The sequence below is a fragment of the Synechococcus sp. JA-2-3B'a(2-13) genome (assembly GCF_000013225.1).
GTDB lineage: Bacteria > Cyanobacteriota > Cyanobacteriia > Thermostichales > Thermostichaceae > Thermostichus.
The window spans coordinates 1,390,837-1,409,614 of sequence record NC_007776.1 but is presented as its reverse complement, the minus strand read 5'-3'; the positions used below and the strand labels follow the sequence as shown (position 1 = coordinate 1,409,614).

Below are 18,778 nucleotides of genomic sequence, written 5' to 3'. Positions count from 1 at the left end.
GGATACAAAACGTCGTGTTTCTGAGGCTTGATTCCGATGAGTCCAGAACAGGCAGGCTTACAGCTGTATCCTGTAGCCTCTTAATAGGCTGTAGCGTAATAAGATCCCAAACTCGGCCTGGAGGAGCTGTAGTGAACCAAAGTCCACGAAATGCTTGCCCCGCGGCGATAGCAGCCAAGACAGGAATAGTTATCAGTTGAACATTTCCTGCAACAAACTTGAAGCTTTCCTGTACATGTTGCTTTTCCCCAGGCAATGACACTTCTCCCTTTGCCAGAAGTTGCAATCCTTGCTATGCTTGAGCTTAAGCAGAGCTACTCCTTCTCTCTAGCAGGAAGATCAATGGGGGTCATTAGCTGTGACGCAAGCCACCAACTTTGAACAGCTGGGAACTTTATTTTGGCAAGGATCCTACTCTGCCTTTTTTGCCCAGGCCGAACAAGAAAGTATTCCCTCAATTCTCCTAGAGACCATTGCTCTTTCCATCGCTCCTGAGTTTGCAGAAAGGTACAGGGGTGGATCTCTAGAAGGGTTATTGTGGCCACAGACAAAGCGACTTTTGCAAGTTCTGTCGATTGTCTATCAACCTGTTGCAGAACGCATGCGGGAGGAAGCCCTAAAGCTTCCTGTACACCACCACCATAGACTTCAGCTGCTGGCGCACAGCCTTGACTGCTTCGCTAGAGCTGGGGAAGAGGATTGGGTGTGGTTAGTATTGAAGCAAATTCTAGAAGATTGGCCTCCAAATGCCTTTATCAACTCTCTTTACGATCCCCAGACAGGCGAGGAAGTGGCGCGCCTGTGGCTATTTCAGGTTACTCAATACCTTCGTGACCTCTCTCAGGAGGAGGCTGATGCCTTTTTACCCACAGCCAGTTCCTTCTATCATCGAGAAGCTGCTGCTGCGTATGGCCGCTGGGTCAATCAGAAACGGAACGGCGACTCCGCCTGGCCAGAGTGGTATATCCCACCAGAAATCCGGCTAGATGAGCCTTTTGGAGCAGCTCTTGCAGAAATTTGCAGGGATCCCTCCCTGCGGGTGGTGGTCGAGGTAGGGGCCAGTAGTGGAGAAGGATCCACAGCTGTTTTGCGCTACGCCCTTCCTGACTCTGTTCGCATCTACAGCATAGAAGCTCATCCTGAGCGCTACAAAGAGTTGGCTAGAAGGGTAAGCAAGGATCCCCGCTGTATCCCCATTCACGCTGCTGCCCAACCTAGGATCGCTACAGTGGAGGAGGTGGAAGAATGGCTGAAATCTTGCTCCAGCTTTTGGGCCTCCTATAGCCGAGAGCAGGCTCTGGAATGGCACCAGGAGGGACAAGATTTACTCAAGTCTGTTCCCACGGATGGGGCAAGCCGAGTTCCCAACCCCGACCTTCTTCTCATTGACGGCGGCGAGTTTACGGGCTGGTATGACCTGCAGGTTTTTTTAGAGCGAGGTGCTCGTCCCAAGTATATTGCCCTGGATGACATCTTCGCTTTTAAGAACAGCCGTTGCTTGACGGAGCTCCCCAGCTATGGCTACCGACTCATTTGCTGGGGAAATGTCCGCGAAGGCTTTGCCATCTTTAAAGACAGCAGAGCCACTCTTCCCATTCACTTCTTCACCATTGTTTTAGACGGGGAGCCGTACATTGAGCGCCACTACTCCACCCTCTGCGAGTTGGATAAGCTAGGGATCCCCTGGCAGTGGGTGGTGGTCGAGGGCGTTGCTGCCTTACGCCATGACACAGGGTGGAGCTTAGCCAACGGCGGCCGCATCCCTGAGGAATACTCCCAGGGGCACAGCTTGGATGGTACGGTCGAATACTTGAGGGACTTGGCAGCCAAAGACAGCCGTGTTCGGCTTGTTCAGAAGCCCGATGGCCAGTTTTGGGATGGCAAAATTGAAATGGTCAGGGCAGCCCAACCTGACTATCCCTGCTTGCTGTGGCAGTTGGATGCAGATGAAATTTGGACAGTCGAACAAATCCGGCGGGTTCATCGACGCTTTGAAGCAGATCCCACTCTAGAGGCGGCCCAGTTCTACTGTCGTTACTTCGTGGGCCCCAATCTTGTCCTGGACAACAAAGGTAAGTGGGGCAACAACCCCCAGATGGAGTGGTGGCGGGTCTGGAGATGGGATCCCTCTGAGTGCGAGTGGCAAACTCACGAGCCACCTGTATTGATCCGAAAGGGACGACTTCCCGAGAGGGTTCTGACCGCAGACCAAACGGAAGCAGAGGGCTTAGTGTTTGACCACTATGCCTATGCATTGCGAAAGCAGGTGGAGTTTAAGGAATCCTACTACGGCTACCAAGGAGCTGTCAGAGCTTGGGAAGAGTTGCAAAAAGCGGAAAAGCCCTGCTCGCTGCAGCCCTTTTTCCCCTGGGCATACGGGGATCCCTTGGTGGTAGAGGTGCGGCAACGTCTTCACCTATTTGTGGACGGGGTGTTCTTCCAGAGGCACCAAGCTGGTATTGCTACAGTTTGGCGCAACTTACTGCGGGAATTGCCTCAGCTGGGGATTCGCATCACTTTCTACGATCGGGGTGGCATGGGAGAGCTACCCCAGGGTGTCGAGAGAATGCAGGGTCACCCCTTTAGCTACGCCCGCTGGGATGATCCTGAGTTGAGACAAGCTTTTATTTGGTCAGGGGCTGATGTTTTTATGAGCACCTACTATACATACCTGCCCTCTGACATTCCGCAGGTGCTCCTGCTCCATGACATGATCCCAGAAGTGCTGGGTTGGGATCTCTCAGATCCCATGTGGCGCCAAAAGCACGCAGCCCTTGAAGCAGCCGCTCGCATTGTAGCTGTTAGCCAAAACACGGCCTGTGACTTGCTGCGTCTAACTGGCAAAGAGGCAGTAGTAGCTTACCTTGGGGTTGACACCAGTGTATTCAAGCCGGATCCCTCAGCTATTCCCAAGCACTGGCTGCTGATTGGATGCCAGCAAGGCACTTACAAACGACATGAGTTATTTTTTGAAGCTTATCAGCAGTGGTCCTATAAGCCTTTCCCTGTCCTTTGCACTCATTCCTGGTCGACTCCAGAGGCTTATCGACAGGCGGCAGCTCCGCAACCTGTTATGAATGCTTATCTAGATCTGCAGCAGTTGGTTCATCTGCAGCAGTTGGTTCAAGCCTACCAGAATGCCGTGGCGCTGGTTTACCCAAGTGCATATGAGGGATTCGGGCTACCCGTATTGGAGGCCATGGCCTGTGGGACCCCTGTCATTATCTATCCCAACTCTGCCTTAGTGGAAGTAGGAGGAGAAGCTGCATTTTATGTAGAGGACTCTTTGTCGGACACCTTGGTTCAGGTTCTGGATCCCAAGTTGCGCGCTGAGAAAGTCAGGAAAGGCTTAGAGTGGGTTAAGTCTTTTACCTGGGAGCGCATGGCTAAAACCATCCAGGAAGTTCTGCACCTTGCAGTCAAGCCAAGCCTAACAGCCTTGTAGTCTTGGCAAGCATCTTGCTGCTAACCAGTTTCACAGTGCCCCCACTGCCGGTGTGGAACCTCAACCCCTAACTTCTGGAGGAACGGTCACTCTGGCTCGAGCCTGGGCAACCAACCCATCCACGTACTCGTTCCAGCGCAGACCTTGGTGGGCTGGGATCCAGACCACCCGCACCTGAGGGCACTCCTGCTTGAGTTGATATAACTCCTCAACCAGATCCAAGTTTTCCACTGGCCCTGTGCGCCGCCGCCATCCCTGGGCTGCCCAGCGCTCCATCCAATTGTTGTAAGTCTGCACGCAAAGGTGGGAGTCGCTGTAGATGGTATCGACGCCGTTGCCCTGGGTGTGGCGGCAATACCGCAAAGCCCGGATGAGGCCGGTCAACTCCATGCGGTTGCTGGTGCTATCGGGATCCCCTCCCCAAAACTCTTCCACAACCCGATCATCTTGAACCACCACCACGGCCCATCCCCCTGGCCCCGGATTGGGAGAACATCCCCCGTCCGTGAAGATGCCGCTGCGGGGGCAGGCAGCCAGACGGCTGGGGCGCGCTCCTTTGCGGCTGCGCATCCGTGAAACCTTGGCCATGGTGCTCATCCGGCGCTAACGGCAACATTTGGGATCCCGGCTCGACAACAGACACTGCATCTTACCGCACAAGGGCGTGCCAGCACCACTATTTAGTGTATCTAGTTCCGGGAAAGTTTTACTTTACACTATCAGTAGTATAAACCTCGTCAACACCAGCTCACGTGACGTAAGGTTAGAGAGACAGGGAAATTCTGCCAAAACGGCGCGAACAAAAACCCCCAGAAAATCTGGGGGAGGAGTGGTGTGTTGAGGTGATGAATACTCGCATGATATCTCTCAAATTCGGTGAGTAGGCCAAACCGGCGAGAGATCCCTGCGTTTTTTTGCAGAAATCATTGCAGATACTGGAAAGCATCAGACACTAGAAGCCAGCGCATCAAAACTGAGCTTATTTCATCTCGATCAGGTATAGTGCTCGCTCTCGGAGAACTACCTATTTAGACACCAGATGTAGAGAAGCCTTAATGACTTTATCCTACGCACCTACCGCCGACACTAGGGGTTGTGTCAAGTCCAAATGAGCATAGAGACGGGAAAAGTCAAAATTCGCTGACATTAGCTCTTGGATGCAGCGGACTTTCACCTCCTCGTGCAGGCGAATCTGCCCAAAAACCCGTTCGATGCGGTTGATGGTGGTGAAGGTGTCCAGATCCACCGAGAGAATCGGCACTTCCAGCTCTTCTGCTCGAGACCGAATGCGGGGATCCAGAGGGAGCTTGCCGGTCAAGATCAGGCAGAGGGTGGAAGTTTCTAGGGCGGCCAGTTGAATATCGGTGCGGTCTCCGCCGGTGATCACCGCCTTGTGATCCAGCTTACGGAAGTACTTCAAGGCCGAGTTGACGTTCATCGCCCCCACCGCGATGTCTTCGACCATCAAGTCCATCCGGTCCGGACAGCAGAGCACCTCGGCATCCAGTTGCCGCACCAACTCCCCAACGCTGATGCTGCGCAAAATGCGATGGGAGGGCAAAATCCCCAGCACCGGGATCCCGTGTCCCTCCAAAAAAGGCCGAATGATCGTTTTTGCCGGTTGCACCTGGTCGGGCGGCACATCGTTCAGCAGCACGCCTGCCAAGCGGGATCCCAGTTGACGATGGACAAAGAGAAGAGAATCAACAGCCAAGGAGGAATGGTAGCGACTGATCAGCAGTACCGGAGCATCCAGGGCTTGGGCCATCTTGGCCAGCGACAGGCCAAACAATTCCCCCTCGTAAAGATCGGCTGGGCCTTCCAGCAGCACCAAATCGGCAGGGGAGCGCTGGACAAACTCCAACAGAGGGGCAACCGGGCACTCTGGAGCTGGATCCCCGGGAGCTCGCTTCATTTGAGCCAGCAAAGCCTCTTCGTTGAGCCGGAGCAGCATCGGCGGCATTTGATCCATCGTCAGCCGCAGAGACTCCGCCACAAAGCGCATATCCGGATCGGCCCCTTCCAGCGAGCAATCTTCCCGCTCGCAAGAACCGATGGGCTTCCCATAGGTGACTTTTATCCCTTGCTGCTGCAGATGCTTGGCCAAACCCAAGATGGCAGCCGACTTACCGCTGAAGGGCTCAGTAGAACCAATTAAAAGGAACTTGGACACGGATGGCTCCCGGTAACGAGAGGGACGAAGGGATCCCTTACTCAGTCTAACGGAGGCTGCTCTCTCCTCAGTTCTGGACTAACCGATTAGGATCGACTCTTCAGGGTAGGTTACCAACGGGCGGGGCTGTTGTTGAGCCAAGGCCAAGACAATCGTCAATGCCCCCAACCGGCCCCAGAACATCACCAGCACAATGATCAGTTGGCCAAACCAGTTGAGCTCCCCGGTAAAGCCCGTCGAGAGGCCGCAGGTGGCAAAGGCGGAGATCACCTCAAACAACACCGGATCCAACCTACTGTTACTGTGGGTCAGCAAAATCAACCAAGCCGCCAACAATACCACAAACAGAGAAACCGTTAACACCGCTGCCGCCTTGCGCACCATGGAGGGATCCAAGCTGCGCCCGGCAATCTGAGCGCTGGGCAAACCGCGGGCATAGCCCCAGAGGGCCAACACCAACACCGCCAAGGTGCCGGTGGTCATGCCGCCCCCCATAGAAGCTGGGGCTGCCCCAATAAACATGAGAGCCATCAGCAGCAACTGGCTTGCCGGGGTCAAATCCTCAATGGGGATCCCGGCAAACCCAGCCGTTCGGGCAGAAACCGACTGAAAAAACGTCAGGCCCAAGCGGTGGGGCCAGCTTACCTCCAGCAGGGATCCACCGGGCAAGCTCTCTCCCAAGAACAAACCAATGCCGCCCGTGCAGAGCAAAACCACCACCACGCCCAGGGTAATCCGGGTGTGCAGAGAGGGGCGGTGGCCCCGCGGCCAGGTTAACAAATCCGACAAAACCGGGATGCCCAAACCGCCGATAAAAATCAGACCGGCCAAAATCGCCAGCGACAGACCATCTGTAGGGATCCCTTCCCGGCCAAACAGGTCGAATCCCGCATTACAAAAGGCGGACACCGCGTGAAAAATAGCCAGAAAAACCGCCCGCTCCGGCCCATAGAGATCCCGCCAATGCACCCAGAGCAGCAAAGCCCCCCCCAACTCAATGAGAGTGACCCCCAGCAGCACCCGCCGAGTCAATTCCAGGATCGCCCCCGGATCGATGAGCCCCAGCGAATTGCACAGCGCCAAGCGATTGAGGAGGGAAATGCGCCGCCCGATCAATTGAAACACCACCACCGCCAACACCATGAAGCCCACCCCGCCAATCTGAATCAGGATCAGCAGCACAATCTGGCCCAACAGGGTGAGATCCTCCGCCGCCACAATCGTCGAGAGCCCCGTCACGCTCAGGGCCGACATGGCCGTAAACAGCGCCTCATTCCAGCTCAAGGGATCCCCACGCCCGATCCCCGGCAACATGAGCACCAAAGTTCCCACCACTGCCAAGAGCCCCAACCCTGTGACCAGCCGCAATGGCGGCGGCAGCGGGCGACGCCTGTCCCCCCCGAAAAACCACTGCAGACGATTCCCAAAGGCCCTAGAGGACTGAGACAATGCCGAGCCCGGTGTCGGCAGGTGGCGGGCGCGGGATGGTACCGGTGGAACCAAGCGCTCAGAGCCCTCCTCTGGCGGAAGCGGGACGGAGCCCTCTCTCATCGGAGCCCTCCCTACATTTCATTCAGCCGCGAGATGTTGGTATTGGCCCCCAGAACCACCAGCAAATCCCCCTTTTCCAGCAGGTAGTCTGCGGGGGGAGAGACCACCAGCGATTGCTTTCGCTTCACCACCAGCACCGTGATGCCGAAGCGGCGACGCAGATCCGACTCCGCCAGCGTATGGCCCACCAACGCCTCCGGCACCTGTAATTCCGTAATGCTGTAGCCCGGCTCCAGCTCTAGCTGATCTAGGATCCCCGGTGCTGTCAACACCTGAGCCAAACGGCGCCCTGCCTCTTGCTCCGGCAACACCACCCGATCTGCCCCCACTCGCAGGAGAATAGAGCGTTGCCGCTCGGTCGACGCCTTACAGACCACATTGCGCACCCCCAGACTTTTCAGGGCCACCGTCGTCAGCAAATTGCTCTCGAAATCGCTGCCAATGGCCACCACCACCGTGTCGAAGGAGAGGATATCCACCGCTCGCAGCGCATCTTCATCGCTGGAATCGAGTGCCACCACCTGCGTCAGCTGATCCGCCAGGCGCTGCACGATCTCACGGCTGCGGTCGATCCCCAAGACATTGTGCCCTCGCTCCATCAAGGTGAGAGCCAAGCTAGAACCAAAGCGCCCCAGACCAATTACCGCATATTCACGATCCACCCGCTGTCGTTCGCGCCGGCGGAACGCAGTCCCTGCCATAGGATCTCCTGCCCCCTCTTTCAAGAACAGATCATAAGTTCATCCAGCAGGGATCGGAAGGGCCGCGACTCTAGGCCGACTCAGGCTTGGGCAGCGTAGAGGGGTGAGGAATCAGCTCGCGGGTGGAACGGCGCTCCACCATCTCTGCGGTGATGCGGATGTATTTCAGGTCGCGGCGGGAGGGTGCCTCGTACATCACATCCAGCATTAGCTCTTCCACAATGGCCCGCAGGGCGCGAGCCCCGGTCTTGCGGCGATAAGCCTCTTTGGCAATGGCAGCAATGGCGGCAGGTTCAAACTCCAGTTCCACCCCGTCCATGCGCAACAGCTTCTGCGCCTGCTTGAGAATGGCGTTTTTGGGCTGCGTCAGGATCGCCTCCAGCGCCTTCTCATCCAGCGGATCCAAAGTCGCCACTACCGGGAGCCGCCCCGTGAATTCGGGAATCATGCCGTACTTGATCAAGTCTTCAGGCTCCAAAGCCTTGAGGGCATTGGCCATACGTTGCTCGCGGCTAACCGACAATTGCTCCCCTGGCTTGATAAAGCCCATCGATTTCTTGCCAATGCGCTGCTCGATTACTTTTTCCAGGCCAACAAAAGCCCCCCCGCAAATGAAGAGGATGTTGGAAGTGTCGATTTGAATGCAGTCTTGATAGGGGTGCTTGCGCCCTCCCTGGGGAGGCACGTTGGCTATTGTCCCTTCCAGCATCTTCAACAAAGCCTGCTGCACCCCCTCGCCGGAGACATCGCGGGTAATGGAGGGGTTCTCGCTTTTGCGGGCAATTTTGTCGATTTCGTCGATGTAGATGATGCCGCGCTGGGCCTCTTCTACGTCCATGTCCGCCACCTGCAGCAGGCGCAAAAGGATGTTTTCCACATCCTCGCCCACATAGCCAGCTTCCGTAAGGGTGGTAGCATCTGCAACCGCAAAAGGCACATCCAACATGCGAGCCAGGGTTTCCGCCAGCAGGGTTTTGCCGGAGCCAGTGGGGCCAATGATCAAAATGTTGGACTTCTGTAGCTCCACCTCATCCAGTTCCGAAACTCCGACGCTACCGGGGTTGGCCTTGGCAGCCAGACGCTTGTAGTGGTTGTAAACCGCCACCGACAAAACCTTCTTAGCTTTTTCTTGGCCAATCACATATTGGTCGAGATAGCGCATGATCTCCTGCGGCTTGGGCAACTGCGCCAAAGAAGGCAGGCTGCGGGAGGGTTTTTTGGGGGTTTCGCGACGGCCGCCGGCAGGGGCGGCAGCAGGAGGAGTGTTGCCGTCGTAGAGTTCCTCATCCAAAATCTCGTTGCAGAGCTCCACGCACTCGTCACAGATGTAGACCCCCGGCCCCGCAATCAACTTACGCACCTGATCCTGTGACTTGTTGCAGAAGGAGCACTTTAGATGGGAGTCATATTTGGCCATGGGATCCTCGTTGCTGCTTGCTCTTGGCTATCCTAATCCGGCAAAAGCCAGAAGAAAACTAAACCTTCCAATCCAGTCGCAAATTGGCTGCGAAAGCGTAAGGAGGCCGAAGTTGGTGGAATCTCACTGACCTACTAGTCTAGCATCTCCACTGGGCTCGTAGGGCTTGTTTCCGGATCCCCAAGGGGGCAGGGTGCCAAGAGATTCCCATGGGGATCAACTGGAAAGACTGGAGATATAGTCATTTCAAACTGGATTGAGACACTTCCCAAGCGCTCCGTGCCGCTTCCGCGACCACCCACTCTTCAAAAGGGAGCTGGGAAGCAATGCAACGGAGGTGTTTCATTCTTGCTTCAAAGTGACCATAAGCTTCTCCAGCGCTCTGCGCTACCCGTGCAAACGCCACAGCCTCGGTTCTCCCCAAGTGTCTTACAAGGAGGAAAACTGGAAATGGAAGGGGTGAGCCGTTTCGCTGCTATCGGGAATGGTCATACATCCTTTGGACGGATTTATAGAAAAACCGCCCGACTTGACGCCGAGCGGAAGATGGTGTGAGGAGTGAACGGAAACATGCGTCTCCGCTGATCCCATCATAGTTGAACTTATCTGGCACTGGCAAAGGAATCCTTCAGTTAAGTTGGATACTTTTTGGAGGTGTGGCCGCGCCTTTTTGTAACCAAAAAGGGGAAGGAACTGTCCGTGTTTCGTTCGCTTCCCCCTATTGGCGTCCACTCCTCACTAAGGTTGAATCATAAATCATCCCTGCCGCTAAGACAACCCACCCTACCCAAGTTTTTCGGGGATCCACCCTGTCAAGGATGCAGATCACCGGATTCCACGGTGGGATCCAGCGCCAACAGCTCCGCTTCGGTCAGCAGGGGGATCCCCAGTTGTTGGGCTTGCTCCAGCTTGGAGCCGGGGTCAGAGCCCACCACCACGTAGTCGGTTTGGCGGCTGACGCTGGCGGTGACTTTGCCCCCCCGACTCTCAATCCAAGCCTTGGCCTGCTGGCGGGAGAGGGTGGGCAAGGTGCCGGTGATTACGAATTTTTTCCCGGCCAGGATCTGGGAGACGGCAGGGTTCTCCTGCTGAGGAAGAGCGGGGATCCCTAGCGCCTGCAACTCCTGCAACAGGCGACGATGGGCCGGCTCGGCAAACCAGGCCACCACCGCTTCCGCCACTTCCGCGCCTATCCCATAGATCTGGGCGATGGTTTCTGCACTGGCCTGGGCCAAAAGCTCAGGGGTGGGAAAATGGCCGGCCAAAATCTGGGCAGTGACCACCCCCACATGGGGGATCCCCAGCCCGTAGAGCACTCGTTCCCAGGGCTGTTGACGAGAGCGCTGAATGGCTTGCACCAGCTTTTGGCTGGAGCGGGATCCCATTCCCTCCAAACCCTGCAACTGCTCTGGGGTGAGGCGGTAGAGATCGGCTACGGTGCGCACCCCCAAGCTCTCCACCAATTGGGCTGCCCGCTTTTCCCCTAAGCCTTCGATATCCAAAGCATCGCGGCTGGCCCAGTGCTGCAATTGGCCCCGCAGCTTGGCCGGGCACTCGGGGTTGGGGCAGCGGGTCACGGCTTCGCCGGGGGGACGAACCAAGGGGGTGTGGCATTCGGGGCACTGGCTGGGCAGGCTGTAGGGAACGGCATCGGCAGGGCGCAATTCCTTCAGGATCCCGACCACCTCCGGGATGATCTCCCCGGCTTTGCGCACGATGGCAGTATCGCCGATGTGCACGTCCAGCTCCCGCAGGCGATCGGCATTGTGCAGGCTGGCGCGGCTGACAAGGGTGCCGGCCAGAGGAACCGGCTCCAGCTCTGCCACTGGAGTGACGGCGCCGGTACGGCCCACGCTGGCCACGATGGCGCGGATGCGAGTGGGAACCTCTTGAGCTGGGTATTTGAGGGCAATGGCCCAGCGGGGAAATTTTTGCGTAAAGCCGGCCTCCTCCTGCAGCCGCAAGGAGTTCAATTTCACCACCACCCCGTCGCTGGCGTAGGGGAGCTGGGCACCCCGCCATCGCTCATAAAATTGGATCACTTCTCCCAAGCCCCGACAGACCTGGGAAAGGGGGTTGACCGGAAATCCCAATTCCTTGAGCTGCTGCAGACACTGCCACTGGGTTTGCGGGGGATCCCCGGCAGGCCATCCCTCCGGCCAGTGGAGGGCGTAGGCGAAGAAGCTGAGCTTGCGGGCGGCCACAACGCGGCTATCCAACTGCCGCAGGGTACCGGCAGCACAGTTGCGCGGGTTGGCAAAGGGGGGATCCCCAGCGGAACGACGCTCTTGGTTGATCCGTTCAAACTCGGCTAGGGCCAGATAGACTTCCCCCCGCACCTCCAAAACGGGAGGCGGATCTGCTGTCGCCAGCCGCAGGGGAATCGAACGAATGGCGCGCACGTTGGGGGTGATGTCCTCTCCGGCCTGTCCGTCCCCCCGAGTAGCACCCCGCTCCAAAAGACCCTCGATGTAGGTTAGGGCCAAGGCGGCGCCATCAATCTTCAGCTCACATACATATTCCAGCTCTCCCTCTGTCCTGCTGTCGGGAACAGGGGCACGGCCCAAAACTCGCAGCAGACGCTCTTGCCACTCCTCTAGCTCTTCTGGGTTGAAAGCGTTTTCCAAGCTGTAGAGGGGGATGCGGTGGAAGACGGTGGGAAAATGCTCTGCAGGTTTTTCTCCCACCCGCTGAGTAGGGCTATCGGGGGTGACCAGTTCAGGGTAAGCCCGCTCCAGCTCTTGCAGCTCGCGGTAGAGGCGGTCGTAAACGCTGTCTTCCAGGATGGGAGCATCGTGGACATAGTAGGCAATGCTGGCCTTCTGCAGCAGGGTGCGCAGCTCGCGGGCGCGTTCTTCCAACTTGGGATCCATAACGCTTTGGGTGAGCAAGGTCTACCCCTAGGTTAGGGCTCCTGAGGAGCGAACAAGTAGGAGCCGATATTCTCCAAGCTGGGAGGATGTAGGAAGGGGATGGTCAAGATGGCCTGCTGGGAAAATAGCTGGGGGAGCTGGGCCAGAAGAGTCTGGTGACGACGGCGGAGGGCCTCTCCAAAGGGGGTAGAATCCTCTAACCACACTCGATTGAGAACGGCGTAGGGATGAGGGATCCCCAAAGCATCCAGTTCCGCCAAGAGACGCTCGGTTTCTGCCAGAACTGCTTGCTCGGGGTTAAAGACGGGGATAAAGGTAACAAACTGGGGATCCTGGAGCTGCTGCCGGAGCTGTCGCACCTGGGCCAAGAGCTCCCGCATCCGCTGCGCCCATTCCGGCCTGCCCACCACATCCCGATATTTCAGCCACAGCTTCAGGGCCAAGCTTACCCAGCCCTCCAGAGCCTGGGGCATCTGCAGAAACCGCAGGAGATGCCCTGTGGGGGCCGTGTCCAGCACCACCAGGTCAAACTGCCCGCTCGTCTCCTGTCGGAGAACACTCAACAGGGCCATCACCTCATCCAAGCCGGGTGGGGGCATCTGCAGCAGTTGCCGCCACGCCTGCGGGTCGTATTGGACTTCCACCCCTGCCGTCCCCTCCCCCGCCAAGATGGCCGCCACCTCCTCCAGGTAATCCTGCCGGAATTGCTCCAGCACCGCCGCCGCATCGATCTCCTGCCCCAGCAGGTTGGGCAGCAGGGGAATGGGATCCTGACCCAGTTTCGTCTGAAACAGATCCCCCAACGAGTGAGCCGGATCGATGGAGACCAGCAAGAGCTGCTTGTCGGGATGGCGCTTGGCCAAGTTCCAAGCCAGGGCCCCGGCCACCGTCGTCTTGCCCACACCCCCTTTGCCCCCCACCAACACCAGTCGGATCCCTTGGGTCAAAAAATCCGGTAGGGACGGGATCCCCTTGAAGGAAGGGAAGAGGGTGGAGAAGAGAGACTTTCTCTTCTCTTGGCTCTCTGCTTTTTGCTCTGGGATCCCTTCCAACTCCAGCAGCACCTCTGGCAAGGGGCGAAGCTGCTGCACCAGCTCATCCAGGGCCGCCAACCCAACCGGCTCCTGTAGTTGATAAGGACAGACCCAGATAGAGTATCCGGGCAGCTCCTCCTGCAGGGCTTTGAGCACGCGCCCCTGTTCCTGTTGCCGCGCCGAGTAGAGAGGAGAGGGGAGAGCAGCGGGCAGCGAAGGTTGGCTGTTATTCTCTCTTGCAAGCAGCACCTGATTGACCAGAAGACCGCCGATGGGCACGCGGCGGTTTTGCAGTTGCTGACAAAAGCGGCGGGTTTCCGCCACGCTCAACTGCTCCGGGATCATCACCAGCCAAGCAGAGGTGCTCTCCGGATTGGTCAAGCGGGCTTTGCCCCCCTCAAGTTCCCCCTGCAACTGGGCCAAAAACGCATCCGCCTCATCCGGTCGATAGGTGCCTGTCAGGGCTTGGGCGATCTCCCGATGCTTGGCCTGAAAGGTGGCAAACACAGCCAGAAGATTATCCAAAAAGTCGGGCAGCTCCAACAGCCGCAGGGTGTGCCCGGTGGGGGCCGTGTCCAAGATAACGGTATCCACCTCCTCCCCAGCCAGCAGCCGGTTGACCTCCAGAATCGCCATCAGCTCATCCACCCCCGGCCAGGCTAAATCCCAGATCGGCAGCAGATCCTCTCGGCCAAACCAACTGCCCCGCTCGGCAATGAGCTCCAGGGCCGGCCCATAGGTTTGCCGAAAAGATTGCAACAAAATCTCCGCTTGCAAAGCCCGCACCTGCAAATTGGGGCGATCCGGCAAGGGTTGGGCCACATCCGTAACCGAGATTTGCAGCACGTCCCCCAGCGAGTGGGCGGGATCCGTGGACATCAGGAGCAGACGGCGCTGGGGATCCACCTGGGCCAGTTGGCGAGCCAGCGCGCAGGTCAAGGTTGTTTTGCCCACTCCTCCCTTGCCGCTGAACAGCAAGAGGCGTTGGGAAGCCAAGAGCAGAGGATGGCAGGAATGCTCCTCACTGTTAACGCGACTGAGTTGCAAAGGGATCCCCTCCCACATAGGTCGCCCCTATTTTGGCCTGGATCCCTCTTGGGGATGCTCTAGATCACTGCAAAGGTACTCCGCACCGCTGACGGGATGGGAAGAGCTTGTACGGGAGCAGCTCACCGCAGTTTCTCCTCTCCCAGCCACACCCGGCGACGTCCTCTGTCCCACACCAGCAGCGCGTGGATCCCAATCCAAAGTCCTGTCCACAGCCAGTTGTGCAGCCAGATTTTGCCCAGAATGGGCAGGGTCAGGCCCTCCGTTCCCCCCAAAACCAGGCCGGCGGCCAAAATCAGCCCTTCAAAAGCCAGAAACCCCAAGATGAGCATGGCCGGGATCCAGAGATAGTTCAGCAGCAGTTGCCTTGGCCGAAGCGGCTTGGACTGAGAAAACAGAGGTCGGTAACCGCCAGCAAGAGCAATCCCCACCGTGCCGATCCCCAGCACCAACCCCCAGGCAAACGAATCGGGAGTGCGGGGATAGTTGTGCCAGGTGTAGCCAAAGATTTGGTTGGCCAGCCAAATCATCAAAGCACTAATGGCTGCCCTTTGGCGGGTTAAAGTTGTGCCTGCAACAATACCAACAGTTACAAAAGGAAGGGTACATGTATAAGCAATATTGCTGAGACAGCCGACGGTGGTAAACAAGCTGGGCCAGAACCAGCCTTGGGCCAAATCTTGAGCAGCTTGTATCCAAAGTGGGGCTGGGATTAAGCGGCGAGAGCTGGGAATGGGGATAGGTTGAGCACTCGATTGCAGGCCAATCATGACTTTAATCTCCTGGAAAAAGGTGGTCTTTCAGAGGACAGCTATTAAGCAAATGCTCAAAAACAATTTGCCGAGCTACTTGGGGAGTAACCCGCTTGTACCAGGTGCGATCCCCAGAGTAAAAAACCACGGGCCCCTGTTGGCAAACTTCCAAGCAGCCTGAGGTGATAACCTGTACGTCCAGGTTGGCTTCTCGAAGAGCCGATTCCAGAGCTTCCACAACCGGTTGGTAGTTGCGGGAAGGATAACAACGGCTGGAACGACAAACGGCAAGGTAGGGACGTTTAAGAGGGTTATCCTCATAGGGGATCCGCTCTTTCCCCTGCACATAGATGGCGCGGATGCGCTCGTAAAGAGAAAGCTTTTGGTAATCTGCTTTGCCTTCCGGCAGGTAGTCTTCCTCTGGCCCCAAAAAGGGGCTGGGCAGAAAAATCTGCAGCAAAGGCTCTTCTGCTCCATTCCAGAATTGGATCCCCCACATGCGGGGCTGACCTTGGGGATTGAGGCGCCGGTAGAGAGCAGCACGGCTAACCAATCTTTTGCGGCGCAGCTCGGGTGGGGTCTTGCGATGGGGGCCGCCTTGGTGCTCCTCCAGGCACAAATGCAGGTGCCAAGTTTCGGTGGCAACGGTTAGATAGCCATCGTAGAGCACGCACAAAGCTGGAGGTTTCTTGAAAGCCAGCTCCAGCACCCCGCCTTCCGCCACATGGCCCACCTGGATCTCGGCCCAGTGCTCTTGAAACAGCTCGTAGAGCAACGGCCCCAAGCAGTCAATATGGGCAGGGATCCCTTCATAAAGGGTTGTCCAACCCGTCAGAGAAACTTCCTGCCAAGCTTGATGGAGGGGGGTTATCCAGGGGGTAAAAGTGGCCATGAGAAAGCTCCTCAGTGCAGTGGTGGAATACGAGCAATCACCCCTTTTTTGAGAGGGCGCTCGGCCCAGGGTAGGATCCCATCTGGCTTGGTGAGGTAGAGCTCTGCTGTCTGCAGAATGAGATCCACATCTTTTGGATCGAGATCTCCAAAAACATAGGTCATCTTTTGAGGTGCTGCCAACGCAACGACACAAGCATGGCTGCAGCCGCTCATACAGGCAACCGGCTTCAGGGTCAGTTGAGGATTGAGGGTTTGAGATTGCAGGGCAGACAGCAGCATTTCTCCCTTGCTAATCCCTTCTTTTTGGCCGTTAACCCACCGAGATCCGCAAGTGACACAAACCCAAAGACAATGGCTGCTGGGTTGCTGGGCAGCGCTGCCAGCTTGGATGGGCAACTGGGAAGTTGATCGAGACATGGTGCTCCTTGATATAGTCATAGGTTTCTGTCCAAGCAAAGGGTGTGAGAAGAGGCAAAGACGATCTCAATGTCTTGGCCAAGGATTCAGCAGTGAGTTAGACAGCTAAAAGTCAGCCTCAAGTCGCTCTAAAATTGGCCCCTTAAATTAAGCCGAACGGTGCGACCCACTCCGGGGTAGCCGGGGAAAACCTCATATTGCTCATCCAGCAGGTTATCAACCCCCACTTCTAGAGCGAGATTTTCTGCTACTGGGATCCCTCCCCGCAGAGCCAGGTTGGTGTAGCCGGGCAGAGATTGGGTATTGGCGTTGTTGGTAAAGAAAGTGCCAATGTGATGCAGGAAAACTGAGGCATACCGATCCTCTGCATCGCGGTAGCTCAGGCCCAGGTTGAAGCTGTCTGCTCCCACGAAGGCTAGCTGTTTGCCAACCGCTTTGGGATCCAGCGCCGAGCGGATGATGGGATCGTTCAGGGTGTAGTTGGCAAAAAGAGTCCAGTTTTCCCCCAATCGCAAATCCAGGGCTGCTTCCAAGCCCGTGTATTCCACGAGCTCAATGTTTTCGTAGGTTCCCCTGCGCGGGCCAGTGCTGACAAAGGTAATGCCATCGCGGATGCGGTTATGGGCAAAGGTCAAGCGCAGTAGGCCAAAATCTCCCAAAGCCTGATCCAGGCCAATGTCAAAACTCTCTCCCCGCTCCGGTCGCAAATTGGGGTTGCCGTCGACTTCAAAAAAGCCGCGCAGCCGAAAGAACAGGTTTGAGATCAAGGGGGTGCGAAAGCTGCCGGCATAATTGGCCCTCAGGGTGGTGCCTTCTGCCAAAACCCAGCGGATCCCTGCGGCAGGAGAGGTGGCCGAACCGTTGACCAGATTGCTCGAATCTTGGCGAACACCTAAGTTGAGATAAAAGTTGGGCTGTGGCCTGTAATCCAGGCGGGCGAAGAATGCCCCCTGATTCACAGTATTGTCATAGTTGACGTTGGTGGATCCCCTGGCAAAGGAGAAGGTGGTGTTGCGAGCTGAAATGGATCGGTAATCCGCTCCTAGAGTAAGCTCCAGGTTTTCAGCAGCCTTCCAGGTGTATTGCAGTTGGGATCCCCACCCCGTTCGCAGGATCTCATCCCGGGATCCCTGGCTTTGTGGGGCGCTGAAGCGATAGTTGAGGTCGTCAAAAAATACCCTGGCTTGCAGGGATCCCCTCTCTTGATCCCACAGCCAACTGAGATCTAACAGCAGGTCGTTGGTGTTTTGCACTGCATCGGGGGAGGGAAACTCGGTGCTGCCAGGCACCTGAAACGCTTTGTTGAGATAAAGGGCATTTCCGGTTAGGACTTGGCCTTCTGCCAATTGCCAGGTGAGCTTGGCTTGTAGGTTGTGGTACTCCACCGCCGAGTTTTCCCGCCTGCCGGCTTTGCCCAAACGCCTAATTTCAAAAGGAAAGTCGTTGTTGCTCTGCAGACGGCGATAGCTGACCACCCAGCCCAGATCCTGCGCTTGGCCGCGGTTTTGGATCCCTTGCTCGTTGAGGCCGTAGCTGCCGATAGCCGCTTCCAGCACGGTCTCGGATCCCGGCTTTGGCTCCAGGGTTACGATGTTCATGACCCCGCCAACCGCGTCGGATCCGTACAAAGTGGAGCCCCCACCTGGAGAGATCTCAATACGCTCGACCACATCTGTAGTGATCTGGGACAAATCAAACCCGCCAAAAAAGCCCAGGTCGTTAATGGGGCGGCCATCCAAGAGCACCAACACCTGGGCCGTTCGTCCTCCCCGCATAAACTGGGAGCTAAGGGCTCCCAACTGGGTTCCCGCCGTGCCGTCGCTGAGGATCCCGGGCAGGTAGCGCAGGGCCTCCTGAACCGTTCTTGCCCCTTGCTCTCGAATTTGCTGGCGGGTAATGACGTAAACCGGGCGGGAAGAATCCCGCAGCAAACCAGGACGGCGAAAAGGTGTGGTGACGGGTTGATTTAAAATCTCGGCGCTAACACCGGTTTCCAAAACCTCTTGAGCTGAAGGTGAAGAGGCCGCCGGCTGCGCCCACGCTGGGATCCCCAAAGCAAGACCCCCCAGCGCCAGGCTGAGACCTAGAATGGGATTCATTTTCTTTCTTGAAGCTCCTGATTCCGTGCGACGCGGAAGAAATGCGAGCCAAAACCGCAGGCGGGCATCCTGACTGAGGGCATAGGTCTAGCCTAAGCCCATCACAGTTGCGGCACAGCGCCGGATTTGCACCGGACTTTCCCCTTTACATGCCCTGGCTGATCCCCAGGACAACCTGTCGGTACAGCTTTCTCTGCGATTGCTCCGAAAAAGCCGTGCTAGGCATCATACATCCCCTGCTCTGGAGTTCCTATCCTGCCAGGGGGGATGTCATCTCCAGGGGTGAACAGGATCCCAACGGCAATCCCAGGGCTTTGGATGGGCCACATCCCACCAACTTAGAAAACCTGGGCCAGACTTCTTCTTTGCTTTGTA

At 57.0% G+C, this 18,778-nt stretch carries 12 protein-coding genes and 1 riboswitch; of the genes, 1 reads left to right on the top strand and 11 read right to left on the bottom strand.

The features are described from left to right. The first annotated feature begins 703 nt into the window (after positions 1 to 703). Positions 704 to 3,445, top strand: coding sequence for a glycosyltransferase (locus CYB_RS06375; protein ID WP_187147270.1), 2,742 nt, complete (start codon positions 704 to 706; stop codon positions 3,443 to 3,445). Between the two features lie 60 nt (positions 3,446 to 3,505). Here CYB_RS06375 and CYB_RS06370 read toward each other — a convergent pair whose 3' ends face one another. The 11 genes from CYB_RS06370 to CYB_RS06320 all read right to left on the bottom strand — a co-directional run bounded on the left by CYB_RS06370 (position 3,506) and on the right by CYB_RS06320 (position 18,403). Continuing rightward, the gene (locus CYB_RS06370) at positions 3,506 to 4,033 is read right to left on the bottom strand and encodes a ribonuclease H family protein (RefSeq protein ID WP_148202715.1); all 528 of its coding nucleotides are present in this window, start codon (positions 4,031 to 4,033) and stop codon (positions 3,506 to 3,508) included. A gap of 478 nt (positions 4,034 to 4,511) precedes the next feature. After that, positions 4,512 to 5,618, bottom strand: a complete 1,107-nt coding sequence (locus tag CYB_RS06365; protein ID WP_011432962.1) for a phosphotransacetylase family protein — start codon at positions 5,616 to 5,618, stop codon at positions 4,512 to 4,514. A gap of 78 nt (positions 5,619 to 5,696) precedes the next feature. Then, the gene (locus tag CYB_RS06360; protein ID WP_238376951.1) at positions 5,697 to 7,121 is read right to left on the bottom strand and encodes a TrkH family potassium uptake protein; all 1,425 of its coding nucleotides are present in this window, start codon (positions 7,119 to 7,121) and stop codon (positions 5,697 to 5,699) included. Between the two features lie 59 nt (positions 7,122 to 7,180). Next, positions 7,181 to 7,870, bottom strand: a complete 690-nt coding sequence (locus CYB_RS06355; protein ID WP_011432960.1) for a potassium channel family protein — start codon at positions 7,868 to 7,870, stop codon at positions 7,181 to 7,183. 70 nt (positions 7,871 to 7,940) lie between these two features. Further along, complete coding sequence (gene clpX / locus CYB_RS06350; protein ID WP_011432959.1) at positions 7,941 to 9,287, bottom strand: ATP-dependent protease ATP-binding subunit ClpX; 1,347 nt, start codon at positions 9,285 to 9,287, stop codon at positions 7,941 to 7,943. Positions 9,288 to 10,099: 812 nt separating this feature from the next. Then, positions 10,100 to 12,160 carry an NAD-dependent DNA ligase LigA gene (ligA, locus tag CYB_RS06345; RefSeq protein WP_011432958.1) on the bottom strand — a complete coding sequence of 687 codons (2,061 nt, stop codon included), beginning with the start codon at positions 12,158 to 12,160 and terminating at the stop codon, positions 10,100 to 10,102. A gap of 32 nt (positions 12,161 to 12,192) precedes the next feature. Then, positions 12,193 to 14,241 carry an ArsA family ATPase gene (locus CYB_RS06340; RefSeq protein ID WP_238376950.1) on the bottom strand — a complete coding sequence of 683 codons (2,049 nt, stop codon included), beginning with the start codon at positions 14,239 to 14,241 and terminating at the stop codon, positions 12,193 to 12,195. A 122-nt stretch (positions 14,242 to 14,363) separates the two neighbouring features. Further along, positions 14,364 to 14,771, bottom strand: a complete 408-nt coding sequence (locus tag CYB_RS15375) for a hypothetical protein (RefSeq protein ID WP_238376949.1) — start codon at positions 14,769 to 14,771, stop codon at positions 14,364 to 14,366. 244 nt (positions 14,772 to 15,015) lie between these two features. Next, positions 15,016 to 15,885 (bottom strand): (2Fe-2S) ferredoxin domain-containing protein, encoded by an 870-nt coding sequence (locus tag CYB_RS06330; RefSeq protein ID WP_011432955.1) that lies wholly within the window; start codon positions 15,883 to 15,885, stop codon positions 15,016 to 15,018. Positions 15,886 to 15,896: 11 nt separating this feature from the next. Continuing rightward, positions 15,897 to 16,304 (bottom strand): DUF1636 domain-containing protein, encoded by a 408-nt coding sequence (locus tag CYB_RS06325; protein ID WP_041436418.1) that lies wholly within the window; start codon positions 16,302 to 16,304, stop codon positions 15,897 to 15,899. 128 nt (positions 16,305 to 16,432) lie between these two features. Further along, positions 16,433 to 18,403: a TonB-dependent receptor plug domain-containing protein gene (locus CYB_RS06320; protein ID WP_011432953.1), complete on the bottom strand. Its 1,971-nt coding sequence runs from the start codon at positions 18,401 to 18,403 to the stop codon at positions 16,433 to 16,435. A 41-nt stretch (positions 18,404 to 18,444) separates the two neighbouring features. After that, positions 18,445 to 18,597, bottom strand: a riboswitch (cobalamin riboswitch). Positions 18,598 to 18,778: the final 181 nt, after the last annotated feature.